Source organism: Stenotrophomonas sp. 22692, assembly GCF_052045015.1.
GTDB lineage: Bacteria > Pseudomonadota > Gammaproteobacteria > Xanthomonadales > Xanthomonadaceae > Stenotrophomonas > Stenotrophomonas geniculata.
Genome location: NZ_JBQEMR010000004.1, coordinates 160,856 through 175,634, shown reverse-complemented (window position 1 = coordinate 175,634; position 14,779 = coordinate 160,856). Strand labels below are relative to the sequence as shown.

General features: G+C 65.7%; 10 protein-coding genes. 6 read left to right on the top strand and 4 right to left on the bottom strand.

Annotation, left to right across the window (positions count from 1 at the left end):
- Window positions 1–9: 9 nt before the first annotated feature.
- The 3 genes from ACTJJM_RS06930 to ACTJJM_RS06920 form a co-directional block, all read right to left on the bottom strand.
- Window positions 10–2,943, bottom strand: coding sequence for a TonB-dependent receptor (locus ACTJJM_RS06930; protein WP_197576775.1), 2,934 nt, complete (start codon window positions 2,941–2,943; stop codon window positions 10–12).
- A gap of 141 nt (window positions 2,944–3,084) precedes the next feature.
- Window positions 3,085–4,107 carry a FecR domain-containing protein gene (locus ACTJJM_RS06925; RefSeq protein WP_197576774.1) on the bottom strand — a complete coding sequence of 341 codons (1,023 nt, stop codon included), beginning with the start codon at window positions 4,105–4,107 and terminating at the stop codon, window positions 3,085–3,087.
- The gene (locus ACTJJM_RS06920; RefSeq protein WP_019338290.1) at window positions 4,104–4,619 is read right to left on the bottom strand and encodes an RNA polymerase sigma factor; all 516 of its coding nucleotides are present in this window, start codon (window positions 4,617–4,619) and stop codon (window positions 4,104–4,106) included. The genes ACTJJM_RS06925 and ACTJJM_RS06920 overlap by 4 nt, the downstream gene beginning before the upstream one ends.
- 38 nt (window positions 4,620–4,657) lie before the next feature.
- Here ACTJJM_RS06920 and ACTJJM_RS06915 point away from each other — a divergent pair, with 38 nt between their 5' ends.
- Entirely contained in the window at window positions 4,658–5,056 is a 399-nt protein-coding gene (locus ACTJJM_RS06915) for a hypothetical protein (protein ID WP_440865331.1), read from the top strand.
- Between the two features lie 244 nt (window positions 5,057–5,300).
- Window positions 5,301–7,973: a pyruvate dehydrogenase (acetyl-transferring), homodimeric type gene (gene aceE, locus ACTJJM_RS06910; RefSeq protein WP_440865330.1), complete on the top strand. Its 2,673-nt coding sequence runs from the start codon at window positions 5,301–5,303 to the stop codon at window positions 7,971–7,973.
- 51 nt (window positions 7,974–8,024) lie between these two features.
- On the opposite strand, the gene ACTJJM_RS06905 is transcribed toward aceE, so the two are convergent.
- Complete coding sequence (locus ACTJJM_RS06905) at window positions 8,025–8,507, bottom strand: hypothetical protein (protein ID WP_010484263.1); 483 nt, start codon at window positions 8,505–8,507, stop codon at window positions 8,025–8,027.
- A 191-nt stretch (window positions 8,508–8,698) separates the two neighbouring features.
- Here ACTJJM_RS06905 and ACTJJM_RS06900 point away from each other — a divergent pair, with 191 nt between their 5' ends.
- From ACTJJM_RS06900 to ACTJJM_RS06885, 4 genes are all read left to right on the top strand, one after another.
- A complete protein-coding gene (locus ACTJJM_RS06900) occupies window positions 8,699–9,928 on the top strand; it encodes an MFS transporter (protein ID WP_126560110.1) in 1,230 nt (409 codons plus the stop codon).
- Window positions 9,925–11,082, top strand: a complete 1,158-nt coding sequence (locus ACTJJM_RS06895) for an ROK family protein (RefSeq protein ID WP_126560112.1) — start codon at window positions 9,925–9,927, stop codon at window positions 11,080–11,082. The genes ACTJJM_RS06900 and ACTJJM_RS06895 overlap by 4 nt, the downstream gene beginning before the upstream one ends.
- Before the next feature lie 86 nt (window positions 11,083–11,168).
- A complete protein-coding gene (locus ACTJJM_RS06890; RefSeq protein ID WP_126560114.1) occupies window positions 11,169–13,664 on the top strand; it encodes a TonB-dependent receptor in 2,496 nt (831 codons plus the stop codon).
- Window positions 13,664–14,770, top strand: coding sequence for a YdcF family protein (locus ACTJJM_RS06885; protein WP_010484259.1), 1,107 nt, complete (start codon window positions 13,664–13,666; stop codon window positions 14,768–14,770). Before ACTJJM_RS06890 ends, ACTJJM_RS06885 begins: the two co-directional genes overlap by 1 nt.
- Window positions 14,771–14,779: the final 9 nt, after the last annotated feature.

Here is a 14,779-nt window from a genome sequence, read left to right as displayed (position 1 = left end):
GCTGTGCCCTCAGTTGTAGATGATGTGGAAGTAGAAGAAGCGGCCGTAGTCGTCGATCTCGGTACGGAAGCGCCCGTTCGGGCCGGTGCTGTAGGTCGGCTGGGTGTTGAACAGGTTCTTGGCTTCGTACTTCAGCGTCACGTGCCTGCTGACCTTGTGGCTGAAGGCCATGTTGAAGGTCATGTACGGGTCGTAGTACGAATCCAGCCATTCGGTGTCACCGAAGTCGACCAGCATCCGGCTGCGGTAGGTGCCGGACAGGCGCAGCTGCGCGCTTTTCCAGGGCATGCGCCAGATCACCGAACCGTTGAGCGACCAGTCCGGCTGGTACAGCAGGCGATCCAGGCGGCGCTCGGTGCCATCGCTGATGCGGTAGTTGGTCTGGCCTTCCAGCCGTGTAGCGTTGAAGTACATGTCGAAGCGCTGGCGTCCCCACTGCAGGTTGCGGTTGGCCACCGCGAACTCGACACCGCGCAGCGTGGACTCGTCGGTGTTCATCGGCTGGGTGACCCGGTAGCGGGCATCGCCCACGTTCTCGAAGGTGGTCAGGGTGTAGATGTCGTCCTTGATCACCTTGTCGAACAGCGCCACCGAGACCAGGCCGTTGTTTCCGTTGAAGTACAGGTCCCACGCCAGGTCGATGTTGGTGGAACGTCGCGGCTGCAGATCGGCATTGCCCTGCTTGATGCTGCAGAAGCCCCTGCCCTCCTCGTCATCGCCACAACTGGTACTGGTGGCCTGGGCGATGTTGCTCGGCGTCGGCCGGCCCAGCGTGCGGCTGGCGGAGAAGCGCAGGCGCTGGTCCTCGCTCAGCCTGAACGTCGCATTCAATGAAGGCAGCAGGTTGTTGTAGCCACCGCTCGTATTGCGGAAGGCGGAGGTATAGGTAGTGCCGCCATCATCGCTGAACGGGCTGTAGGCATCGAAGCGGGTGTGGTCGTAGCGCAGGCCGCCGATCAGCAGCAGCCGGTCCCAGGCGTAGTGCGCGGATACATAGGCATTGGTGATGTCCTCCACATACTTGTAGTCGCTGGTGAAGTTGGCATTCGGATACGCCGCATTGTTGTTGCCCAGTTTCGGCAGCAGCTCCTCGTTCCACTTGCGGTTGTCGATCAGCGGGAAGCCCGGCACGCTGCCCAGCAGCGTCGAACCCGGATACAGGTAATCGTTGAGCGTGGCACTGCTCTTGAAGTAGTCGAAGTCGATGTCCTGCCAGATCTTCAGATGGCGGTACTCGGCGCCGGCGGCCAGGCCGAAGCCACGCGCATCGGCGTCGATGTTGTAGCTGAAATCCGCGCGCAGGTTGTCGATGCTCTCCTTGGCATCGCGCGGGGAGACATAGGCCTGCGCCGGATTGAGCTTGAACGCGGAGCTGGTCAGCAGGCTGGAATCGGAAACCGCCACCGCGTTGGGGAACCCATGGCTGTCGTTCTCGTAGTCGACGAACAGATTGCTTGGGTAGGCGCGCACACCCCAGTAGACCTGGTTGTTGTGGAAGGTCTCTTCGGTATGGCCGCCACGCAGGGTCAGCCGCGAACGGTCGCCCATGTCCCAGTTGAAACTGGCGATGGCACCACGGTTGCTGCGATCCCAGCGGTCGTGACGGTTCTTGATGTAGATGCTGTTGATCTGGGTGGTGCCGCTGTCCTCGGTCTGGTTGCGGATCGGAAACTTGGCATTGCCGTACAGATCGGTCTTGTTCATCGTCGAGTTCTCGTAGAACCGGTACGAGTACAGCAGCAGCGATGCGTAGAACGGATCATCCGAGGGCTTCCACTCAAGCTTGGCGGAGCCACCGAAGTTGGTGATGAAGTTGGTATAGGTGCCGGTGCTGAAGTTGCCAGGCGCACGCAGCCCGTTCCAGCCCTTGGCCTCGTCCGGACCGGTGGTACCGTCGGTGAGGTATTTGCCAGCGTCGTTGTAGTAGTAGTTCGACTCCACCCAGCGCTTGACGCTGTTGCGTGAACGCTGCTCGTAGCGTGCCACCGCAACGATGCCGAACTCCTGGTCGGCGCCGAACTGGTTGGAGAACACCATCTTGGCGCTCTTGCCGAAGTGGCCCAGAGTCTCGTGGTTGCCGCCTGCGCTGCGCTCGACGTTGGTCTCGGCGGTGGAATAGATGCCCGCCACATCGGCAAACACGTACTTGCCGGATCGGTCGAAAGCACTGCGGCTGATGATGTCGATCACGCCGCCGATCGCATCCGGTGCCTGCTCCGCACTGAAGCTCTTGTAGATGTCGGTACGGGTGCCGATGTCGCTGGGAATCAGCTGCAGGTTGTTCATTCGCTCGCCGGAGCCACTGCCTCCCACGCTGGCAATCGCGATGCCATCGATGGTGGTGTAGTTGAGGTTGGCCTGTACGCCGCGCACGGTCACGTAACGTGGCTCGCCGGCATCCTCCACCGCACTCAGGCCTGGAGCGGCCATCAGGCTCTCGGCCAGGGTCTCGTCGCCGTAGCTGTCCATCTCGTCGTAGACCACCGAATCCTTGATCACTGGCGACGACTTCTTCTGGTCGATCACCTCGTGCGCGGCAATCACCTTGACGGTGTCCAGGGTCGGCGCCACCACCGCCTCGGCCTCGCGCGGCTTCGGCGCGGCCGGCTTCGGCGCGTTGCTTACGGGCGCCGGATCGATGGCGATGACGTTGCCATCGACCACGGTGTAGCCCAGGCCGGTCCCTGCCAGCAGTGCGTCCAGCGCCTGCTTGACGGTGGCACCGCGCGGCACCGCACCGGCCATGCGCGCATCACCGCCGGCCGAGTACAGGAACTGCACTCCGGAACTGCGCGACAACTGCTCCAGTGCACGTGCCAACGGCTGCGCCGCGATCGGCGCCGAAACGCGGGCCTCAAGGCCATCGGCAGTGGCCGCGACCGCCAGCGGCACGCTGCAGGGAGACAGGGCGAGGATGATCGACAGGTAGAGCGTGTTGCGCATCACGGGTCCTTGGAAGAGAGAAGGCAGCAGGCGCCGCTGCGTGGCTCGGCAGTGGCTTCTCCCAAGTAAGAGCCCGCATCCACCGAAGTGGAGAACGCGGATTCGATGAATTTTTTCTGACAGTCCACGGCCACGTCGGCCTCAGCGACTGCCGACCCGCACGGTGTCGCCTTCGCGCCTCACCAGGAAACGCGGGTCGCGTTCGAGGAAGGCCTGCAGCGCACCGATGCGATGCGCATCGAGACTGCCCGACAACCGTGCCGATGCAGCGCCTTCGTCCAGCACGCGGACCTGTACCTGGTTGTGCCGGTTGAAGGCAGCGGCCACCTCGTCCAGCCGTTCATCCAGGAAGGACACTTTGCGCTGCTGCCAATCCAGCAGCATCGACAACGGTACGTCCAGCGACTCCACCGCATGGCTGCGCGCATCGACCTGCACCACCCGGGCTTCGCCCAGTTGCGCAAGACGCCGGGCGTCCGCACCCTGGCTCCAGATCTCCACCTCGCCGGAAACCACGCCGATGCGCGTGCTCTGCAACCGTCGGGACACATCGAACACCGTACCGATGTCTCGGATCTCCAGGCCGTTCACCTCCACCTCGAACGGACGGCGGTCACGGGCGATATCGAACGTGGCCTCGCCCTGCAGCAGCTCCACCTTGCGGCTGAACCAGCCCATGCGTACCCGCAGGCGGCTGTCCGCGTTGAGCCGCACCTGGGTCTGGTCGGGCAGCACCAGGTCACGCAATTCACCATGGTCGGCGCTGTACAGCTGCGCGGTGGGCATCAGCTGCGGAACCAGGCCCACGCCGAGCAGGGCGATACAGGCTGCGGCAGCCGCCACCCACCAGCGCGCACGACCGCGACGCGGCACAGCGCGCGGCGGCGCGTGCACGCTACCGAACAGCGGCACCACCTTGGCAGCGACCTGACGCGGTGGCACCGGCGCCTCTTCAGGCAACGGCGATTGCAGCGCCTCACCGACCTGCCGGTGCAGCGCGAGGGCGTGCATATAGGCGCGCACGTGCTCCGGCGAGCGCTTCATCCAGTCCAGGAACGCAACCCGCTCGGCCTCACCCAGTGTTCCGTCGCGATTGCGCAGGAACCAGTCCATGGCCTCGCAGGCGATCGTGTCGTCGGCCACGGTAGATGAGTTCCGGCTCATGTGTGCTCCCTGGCGCCCAGCGCCTTCCTGCAGGCCTCCAGCCCCCTGCCGATGTGCTTGCGCACCATGTGCACCGACACCTGCAGCTGCTGGCTGATTCCCGGGCAGTCCAACCCGTCGCGGTAGTGCAGCTCCATCACCCGCCGCGTGGTTGCCGGCAGTCGTGCGATGGTGCTGCGGATATCACTCCAGCGCTGCGCACGCTCGAATTCACCCTCGATGTCTTCTTCGCTTTTCAGCACTTCGGCCAACAGATCGACATCTTCCAGCGGCGGCAGCGACGACCGCGCGCGCGCATGCTCGCGCGCCAGGTTGGCCGCCACAGTGAACAGGTAGGCTTCCGGGTTCTCGACCGCATCGGCATCTTCGCCGGTGCTGCGCAGCAGGCGCAGGTAGACCTCCTGCGCCAGGTCTTCGGCATCCTCGCTGGCCGAACCGCGACGCAGGAAGAAGCCACGCAGCAGCCGGCGCCGCAGTTGGTAGCTCTTCTCCCAGATCCTCACGCTGTTCACGGCCGGCCAACCACCCCGAGGCTGGAAAGCCCCGCAGGGTGACCGCCATCGATGACAGTGGCGTTTCAACGACCGGCGGGCAGCCGCTAGAATGCGGCCCCTGCACTGTCCCGGCAGCCCGCACAAGGAGTGCTCCCATCAACGCACGCACCGCCATCAACACCCTCAGCAGCCTGCTGTTCCTGCTGCTGGTCGCCCACACCACCGCCTACCAGCAGCAGATGTGGCCGCCCAACCGGGTCATCCATGTGCATCCGGTAGTCGTCGTCCTCGCCTATGCGCTAGGTGTGCTCACGCTGCTGCTGTGGATCGGCGGCCGTCGTGCACCGGAATCCGCCCAACGCCTGGCGCGCTGGCTGCCCATCGTCGCCTGGTGCCTGCTGGGCGTCGGCGTGGCGATCATCCCGGTGTTCCTGCCTGGGCTGTCCCCGGCCTGATCAGCGGGCGCACCCAGCGCATCGGCCCATGATACGGCGCGCGGCGCCAACCCTTGCTTGCCAGAGACCCAAGCCCCGCCCGCCTACCGAAGCGTGGGGGGCAGGCCTACGCTTGTCTTCTCGGTGGCCGCCACGGTCGCCCTTCGCGTCACGGCCCTGCCGTTGCGACCCCGCTCCAGTGCTGTGCGCCCTGCCGGTGTTGTCGCCCAGGCAGAAGTCCGACCGGCGCCCTCTGGAGACCGTCATGAACCAAGCCCTGATCCCCTTCGATACCGACCCGCTGGAAACGCGGGAGTGGCGTGAATCGCTGGAGGCGGTGATGCAGGCCGGCGGCCGGCCGCGCGCGCACTACCTGATCGACCAGCTGAGCGATCTGGACGCGCAGCAGCACGGCGACCTGCATACCCGTGCCTGGACCGCCTACGTCAACACCATCCCGCCCGAGCGCCAGCCGGCCTACCCGGGTGACCTGGCCATCGAGCGCCGCCTGAACGCGATGATCCGCTGGAACGCGATGGTGATGGTGCTGCGTGCCGGCAAGCATTCCAATGTCGGCGGCCACATCGCCACCTACCAGTCCGCGGCAGTGCTGTACGACGTCGGCTTCGATCACTTCTTCCGTGGCCACACCGACACCTTCGACGGCGACATGATCTACATCCAGGGCCACTCCGCGCCGGGCATCTACGGCCGCGCGTACGTGGAGGGCCGCATCGATCCGGCACGGATGGACAACTTCCGCCGCGAAGCCGGCCGCGAAGGCCTGTCCTCGTATCCACACCCACGCCTGATGCCGGAGTTCTGGCAGTTCCCCACCGTATCGATGGGGCTGGGCCCGCTGACCGCCGCCTACCAGGCGCGCTACATGCGCTACCTGGAATACCGCGGCCTGAAAGAACACCAGGGCCGCAAGGTCTGGGCCTTCCTCGGCGACGGCGAAATGGACCAGCCCGAATCGCTGGCGGCAATTTCCCTGGCTGGCCGCGAGCGGCTGGACAACATCGTGTTCGTGGTCAACTGCAACCTGCAGCGCCTGGACGGTCCGGTACGTGGCAACGCCAAGGTCATCCAGGAACTGGAAGGCACCTTCCGCGCGGCCGGCTGGAACGTGATCAAGCTGATCTGGGGCAGCGGCTGGGACGACCTGCTGGCCCGCGACCACAGCGGCCTGCTGCGCCAGCGCATGATGGAATGCGTGGATGGCGACTACCAGACCTTCAAGTCGCAGAGCGGCGCCTATGTGCGCGAACACTTCTTCGGCCGTTACCCCGAGCTGCTGGAGCGGGTCGCGCACATGAGCGACGACGAGATCTGGGCGCTGGCACGTGGTGGCCACGATCCGCAGAAGGTGTACGCCGCCTACCAGCAGGCGGTGAACACCCGCGGCCGGCCGACGGTGATCCTGGCCAAGACGGTCAAGGGATTCGGCATGGGCGAAGCCGGCGAAGGCCAGAACATCAACCACCAGCTGAAGAAGATGAGCGCCGATGCGGTGCGCGCCTTCCGCGACCGCTTCAACCTGCCGGTCAGCGACGAGCAGCTGGAGGAGATGCCCTATCTGCGTCCGGAGCCCGGCAGCGCCGAGGCCGCCTACTTCGCCGAGCGCCGCCGCATCCAGGGCGGCCAGCTGCCGTCGCGGCTGGCGAAGATCGATCCGCTGCCGTTGCCGCCGTTGTCGATCTTCAACACCCAGCTGCAGGGCAGCGGCGATCGTGGCCAGTCCACTACCATAGGCTTCGTGCGCATCCTCACCAGCCTGCTGAAGGACCCGGACCTGGGCAAGCTGGTGATTCCGATCGTGCCCGATGAATCGCGCACCTTCGGCATGGAAGGCCTGTTCCGCCAGATCGGCATCCACTCCTACCTGGGCCAGCTGTATACCCCGCAGGATGCCGGCCAGCTGAGCTATTACAAGGAAGCCAAGGACGGCCAGATCCTGCAGGAAGGCATCAATGAATCCGGTGCGATCTGTTCGTGGATCGCCGCCGGCACCGCCTACAGCAACCACGGCCTGGCCACGATTCCGTTCTACATCTTCTATTCGATGTTCGGCCTGCAGCGTGTCGGTGACCTGGCCTGGGCCGCTGCCGATGCGCGTACCCGCGGCTTCCTGCTCGGTGCCACGTCGGGCCGCACCACGCTGATGGGCGAAGGCCTGCAGCACGATGACGGCCACAGCCACGTGCTGTCGTCGGTGATTCCGAGCTGCGTGTCCTACGACCCGACCTACAACTACGAGCTGGCGGTGATCATCCATGACGGCCTGCGCCGCATGTATGTCGACCAGGAAGACATCTACTACTACATCACCGTGCTCAACGAAAACTACCCGCAGCCGGCACTGCCGGAGGGCGTGGAAGCGGGCATCCTGAAGGGCCTGTATCTGCTGCATCCGGCAGCCGCCGATACCGCCTCGCAGCCACGCGTGCAGCTGATGGGCAGCGGCTCGATCCTGCGCGAAGTGGAAGCCGCGGCAGAACTGCTGCAGCAGGACTTCGGCGTCGCCAGCGATGTGTGGAGCGCCACCAGCCTGACCGAACTGCGTCGCGATGGCCTGGCTGCCGAACGCTGGAACCTGCTGCACCCGGCCGAGGAACCGCGCGTACCCTACGTGCAGCAGTGCCTGCAGGGCCATGAGGGCCCGGTGGTGGTGGCCACCGACTACATGAAGATCGTCGGCGACCAGATCCGTCCCTTCATCAACGACCGTCGCTTCACCGCACTCGGCACCGATGGCTTCGGCCGTTCCGACACGCGTGAGTCGCTGCGCACGTTCTTCGAAGTGGATCGCCACTTCATCGTGCTGGCAGCCCTGAAGTCGCTGGCCGACGAAGGCCGCATCGAGCGCTCGCGGATGCAGGAGGCCATCGACAAGTACGGCATCGACACCGGCAAGCGCGACCCGGCTACGGTATAAGGCTGCTGCATTCACCACGCCCGCTGTGCGGGCGTGGTGCAGGCGGCGCCGCTACGGTATCCGCTTGAACAGATTGGTCTGCAGGATCGGCGTACCGTCGTGACCGTAGAACGCCTTGGTCTCGGTCATCGTCGTACGGTCGGCCGCCACGGTATAGATGCGGGTGGAGGCCGGCGTGCCGTGGTCCACCAGCTGCATCACCAGGGTGTTCGGCGCCGGCAGTTTCAGGTTGGCCTTGTCCGCACCGTAAGTACCGGACAAGGGCCCCGGCGTGCCGTCCAGCGCCAGCGTGCCGTCGGACTTCATGGTCTTGCCGTCGTGCAGGACGATGTCCACATGTGAACTCCAACGCCCCGCACCGGCGTCCTTGAACTCGAGCACCACATGCTTCGGGCGCTGCGCTTCGGGAAGTGCAGACGTGGCGATATCCAGCGACCAGCGCCCCAACAGCGGTGAGGGCGAAGCTTCCACTGCCAGCGCCGGAACGGCGGAGAGCGAAAGCGCAGACAACAACACAGCGGACAACAGTTTCATACGTTGCTCCGTTCCAGTGAAGAAAGCGCTGCGTGACGCGTGGTGGGGGCAGCAGGGCAAATGCTGCACGCCCGCGGCAGGGGGTGCAAGCCACGCGCTGAATGCCCGGCCACCCGCCATGTCAGGACCATGTCACACAGGGGTAGTAGAACGATCCAGCATCTCCGGCTCTTCTCCCCCAGTACACGGCGTTGAACGCGCAGCCCTCGCCACGGCACCTCTATGCCGCCGGCCACTTTGCCCGCACCCTGGCCTGGTCATTCGTGGATCTGGTGCTGGGCTACTACCTGCACGCCCGGCTGGGGCTGTCGGCGGCCCACACCGGCCAGCTGCTGGCCATTTCACTGGCCTACAGCAGCCTGCTCGATCTGCTGCTGGCCGCCGTGTTCACCCGCCTGCGCAACCAGCAGCGCCTCGCCCTGCGCCTGCAGCTCATCGGCGGGCTCGGCACGGCGGCCAGCGCCTGCCTGCTGTTCAGCCCGGGCAACGCAACCGAGCCCGCCTTCCTGCCATTGCTGGTCGCATCGTTGCTGTTCCGTACCTGCTATGCAGTCTACGACGTGGCCCAGAACGCGTTGACGTCGTTGCTGCCCCGTGACGAGGACGAGGCCATGCGCTATGTCTCCATCCGCGCCGTGGTAGTGCCGATCTCCAAGCTGTGCATTGCCTCGGCGCTGTTCGTCGTGGTCGGTACGCCTGCGTCCCAGGGCAGTGGCAACGCGTTGCTGATCTGCACGGTCATCGGCGTGCTGATCGCGGCCGCTGCGCTTCCTTTGGCCTGCGTCGCAACGCCCCCACGGCCCAACGCAACCAGGACGCCCGCTGCTGTTGCCCTGCCCCTGCCAGCGCTGCTGCCGGTTCTGCTGGCCGCGGCGGCGGAGACGACGCTGGTCGGCCTGGCAGGGCGTCTGTTCCCCTTCGCCGAACATGGGGCAGCGCTGACCTTTGCGATGGTGGCGGGCATGGTGGTTGCCCCCTGGCTCTGCCTGCGCCTGCGTACAACGCTGCACAGCGAGACCGGGATGCTCGCGTTGATGTCGGTGCTGGCCGTCGGAGCCGTCGGCGTGTACCTGGCCCTCCCCTCCACGCCCATAGCGATTGCATGTGCCGCGACCCACGGGACGGCGGTGGCCAGCGTCGGCCTGGTACTGTGGCGACGCACCGCGCTGATCGCCCGTCGCCACGCCATCCATGGCGGACGCGACGATGACCTCAGCTGCTTTGCACTGCTCACCGGAACCATGAAGCTATCCATCGCGGCCTCTTCGTTGCTGCTGGGCGAAGTGCTGCCCGGTATACAGGCGGGCGATCTGGACACCTCGGTCGCCCTGGTCTCGCTGGTCGCCATTGGCAGCCTGCTTTCGCTGGCCGCATTGGCCTGGCCCATCCCTCCAGCACGCAGCGAGGGCCTGCGCCCGTGAGCCTGGCCCCGACATCGCGGCTGCGCCGCAAGCCGCTGATCGCGCTGGAGGCCGACCATAAGCGCATCATCTGGCTGTTGCGCACGATGGGCGCGGTTCCCCGCATCACCATCGCCCACCAGCTGGGCATGCACAACGGCGCGTTGACCCGCCTGGCGCGTGAGCTGCTGATGCTGGAAGTGATCGAGGAGCAGGAACAGCTGTCCGATGGCCAGCGCGGCCGTCCGTCGGTGCCACTGGCGCTGTCCGGCCGGGGCGGCTATGCCGCCGGCGCCACGGTGCATCCCGGTTGGCTGGAGATCGCACTGGTGGATTTCGCCGGCCAGCTCATCGCCCGTGATGCCACCGCATTCGACAGCGCAGATCCCCACGATTTCGTCCATTGCGTGGACCAGCGCCTGCGCAGCCTCACCAGCAGCACCGGACTGATGCGCGCGCGGTTCCTGGGCCTCGGCGTGGCCGTTCCGGGGCCCGTGGTCGAAACCGGTCCGGCACGCCGGCACGCGGTGGACTGGCTGCATGGCTGGCGCGATATCGACAACGACCAGTTCTTCGAAGACTACTTCGGCTTCCCGGTGTGGGTGGAGAACGATGCAACCCTGGCGGCGTTGGCGGAGTACTACGACAGCGGGCTGATCCGCGACTGCGCTTCGGCGCTGCTGCTGTATGTCGGCCACGGCGTGGGTGGCGGCGTGATCCACCGGCGTGATGTGATGCGCGGTGAGTTCGGCAATGCAGGCGACATCGGCCGCCTGTTCCGCATGGACGCACCGCGCCCCTCGGGTATCGACCTGCTGGCCACGTTGCGCGAGGCCGGCGCCGGAATTCCTTCGTTGTTCGAGCTGGAGGCCTGCCTGGAAAGCCATGCCGGCATCATCAGTGCCTGGGCCGAACGCGCGGGAAACCAGCTGGGCGCAGCGGCCAATACCGGCGTGGCGTGGCTCGATCCGGGCGCCGTGATCCTGTCCGGTTCGCTGCCCCGCCAGGTACTGGAGGCGTTGGGGCAACACCTGCAGCAGCCGGCACGCTGGAGCAGCGCGCTGGACAGCCTGCGCCTGCCGCAGGTGCATGTGTCACGGCTGGGAGGATCCGCGGTATCGGTGGGCGCGGCGCTGCTGCCGATCCACCAGCTGGGCGCCGATGCCATCGTTTAATTGTTTATTTCCGCCGAAGTAAACAATTCCGTCATCGCCCGGACCTACCGTGCAGCGGTCCCCCTTTCCTGCATGGCCGCCCTCCGATGAACATCAGCCCCCTGGTCCTGGGAATCTCCCTGGCCTTGATATCCCTGCATGGCAACGCTTCTGCGCAGGACGCCCCGGTCCAGAACCAGGGCAGCGTCGACGCCGCAACGCTGGATGCGGTAGTGGTCACCGGTGCGGCGCGCACCCAGCGTCGTTTCGATGCGTCCTTCGCAGTCAATTCGCTCAGCCGCGAAGACGTGCAGAAACTCGCACCGAAAAGCTACGCCGACCTGCTCGGGTCCGTGCCCGGCATCCATGTCGAAGCCACCGGAGGCGAGGTGCAGAACATCACCCGGCTGCGCGGCATTCCCACCGATCGTGGCTTCATCGCCTTCCAGCAGGACGGCCTGCCGCTCTACCAGGAGCTGGATGGCCACTTCTTCAATTCCGGCGACGGCATGAACCGGTTCGACGTGATGAACCAGCGGGTGGAGATCGTACGTGGTGGCCCGGCGCCGATCTATGCGAGCAGTGGCGGCGCCATCGTCAACAACATTCTGGCCGAGGGCTCGGAACAGACCCACGGCAAGGCCCAGCTGACCGTGGGTGACACCGGGCTGTACCGCGGCGAGATGTACCAGTCCGGCGCCCTCGGCAAGGACACCTTCTATGCGGTCGGTGGATTCCTGCGCCAGCACGATGGCTACCGCGACAACGGCTTCCCGAACGACAAGGGCGGGCAGATCAGGGGCAACATCAAGCACTACTTCGATGACACCAGCTGGTTCAAGGTCAGCGGTACCTTCGTCGATGACCACAATACGTTCTACCTGCCGATCCCGGTCGCCGATCCGCGCAATCCCAGCGTCCCGCTGGACCCGTACATCGACTACTTCGACGGTACGCTGAACTCGCCGTCGCTGCGCAGTGTCAACCTGAAATACCTCGATGGCGGCGGCGTCCTGCAGGGCATGAACCGCGACCTGGCCGATGGCCGGCACATGCGCTTCGGCAACATCGGCTTCCAGTACGAGAATACCGCCAGCGATTGGACGATCTCGCTGAAAACCGGTTACACCAAGGGCCGCAACACCTTCGACGCACTGTACTCGACCACCAACCCGGTCGACGCACGCACTTTCGCCAACGGCTATCTGGGCGCGGCCCGTAGCGCCTTCGGCGCCGGCGTCGCGCGGATGGGCTACGCTCTGGCCGGCAGCAACGGGGCGAGCGCCTACGACCCCTATGCCGACTCCGGCCTGGTGATCTCGGCCCAGTACCGGGCCGCAGATTCGGACTTCTACTCCGGCCAGGCCGACTTCAGTGCGACGCGGTTGTTTGAAACGGCCTGGGGCAGCCACGATCTGAACATCGGCGCATATACGGCCTTCTTCGGCACCACGGCCTTCAGTCTGTACCAGGACATGCTGATGGAGATGCGCGGCAAGCCACGCCTGCTGGATCTGGTGGCCTACGGCAACGATGGCGCCCCCTTGGGATACGTCACCGACAAGGGCACGCTGCGTTACACCACTACCCTCAATCGCGGCAAAGTGGATGCCCGCATGTTCGCGGTGTATGCCAATGACACGTGGGCACTGACGGACCGCTTCAAGCTCGACGCAGGTATCCGCCATGAACGCTACCGCTATGAAGGCTATGCAGAGCAGACCGCCCAGGTCGACCTCGGCGACCGCACCACACTGGCCGACAACACCACGCGCCGGTTCACCGGCGTCGTCCAGAACCATCGCCTGGATCCGTCCGCGACCAACTGGACCGTCGGTGCGAACTTCGATTTCACCTCTTCGTTGGGTGCTTACGCCCGCGTCTCGCACATGGAGATCGTTCCCAACTCGTCGGTGGCACGCTCGATCGATCCCACCATCGTGCAGACGCAGCTGGACCAGTACGAGCTGGGCCTGAAGGCCGGATTCGGCCGGTCCTACCTGTACCTGACTGCGTTCTACACGAAGTTCGACCCGCTCAACGCCTCGTTCGTGGCGTTCAACCCGACGACCGGCCGCAATGACCAGTCGGTCCCGTTCATCGGTACCGCCGTCTCCAAGGGCATCGAACTGGATGGGCTGTTCCGGCCGCTCGACTGGTTCAGCATTGCCGGTTCGATCACGGTCAGCGATCCGCAGTACGACAGCCTGCAGAACGATTCCGGCGCCGATCCGGCCGCCGTCAACGGCAAGCAGATCGTTCGCGAGCCCAAGCTCTACGGCAACCTCCGCCCGACCTTCAGCTTCCAGCACGGCCAGGACCAGTTCGAGACCTGGCTGCGCTATGACGTGGTCGGCAAATCCTATGTTGATCTGTTCAACCAGACGGCGCTGCCTGCCTACCAGACCCTGGGGCTGGGCGTTTCATGGAAACGCGGCAACTGGGGCGCACAGCTGGTGGGCGACAACCTGACCAATGAAAAGGGACTCACCGAGGGCAACACCCGCACCGATGCCCTGGCCGGACAGGGTTCGGCCGAGGCAATCTATGGACGGCCGCTGTTCGGCCGCAACGTCCGCCTGATGGTGAGCAGGAGCTGGTGATGCATCGACGATTTGCCTTGTCCCTTGCCCTGCTTGCCGCGGCGGCGCTGCCGCTTGCGGCGGCGGCCGACGACCGCGACAGCGCCGCGCTGGCCGCACGACTGTTCCCCACCCTCATGCAGTTGAAGCCCGATACACTGCCCGGTGATGCGCGCGCCCTCCTGGCCGAACGCATGCAGCAGCTGGCCGACTGCCGGACCGCCACCTGCACGCTCGCGTCCGCACGCTGGACGCCCACGCAGGCCGGCCTGTTGATCGCCGCGGCTCCCGCGCACGCCCAAGCCATCGAACGGGAACTGGCAGGCCTCAACAACATTCTCTCCGTCTACGGCCAGGGCCAGCCACCCCGCTACGACGCCATCGACGGCCCGGTCGGCGCGGCGGGCAGCACGCGACTGGCCGGCGACGTCGCCATTGCCGTGCAAATGAGCGAGGTGGACGCCAGCGCGGCCTACACCGCCTTCGATCGCAGCATCGCGGTGGCGGTAGGCCTGCTCGATGCCAATGACCGCCTCGATGCGATCCGCTTCGAGCCGATCAGCGCGGGAATGAACGCCGCGCCGTTTGCGCGTGCGCGGCAGCTCGATTGGAATGCGCATCCGTACACCGCGATCATCGTGCTGGGCCAGGGACCGGACGAATTGACCACCCCGCTCAGCGCCGGCAGCAAGCTGCGCCTGAAGGCGGCCGCGCAGCGCTACGCGGCAGGTGATGCACCCTTCCTCATCGTCTCGGGTGGTGCGGTACATCCACGCGGCACCCGCAGCGTCGAAGCGGTACAGATGCGCGAAGCGCTGATGGCACGCTTCGGCATTCCCGCAGATGCAATCATCATCGAGCCGTATGCCCGCCACACCACCACCAATCTGCGCAATGCGGCCCGGTTGCTGGCGGCCCTGCAGGCACCGCCGCGGCAACCGGCATTGGTGGTCAGCAGTCCATCGCATATCGATTCGGTCGCCAGCAGCGCCTTCAGCGAGCGCAACCGCCATGAACTGGGTTACGTTCCGGGCAAGGTCGGTTCACGCGTTTCGCCCTACGCGATCCCGTTCGTGCCGGCTCCCGAATCGCTGCGCATCGATCCGATGGATCCGCTGGATCCCTGAACCGCGCGA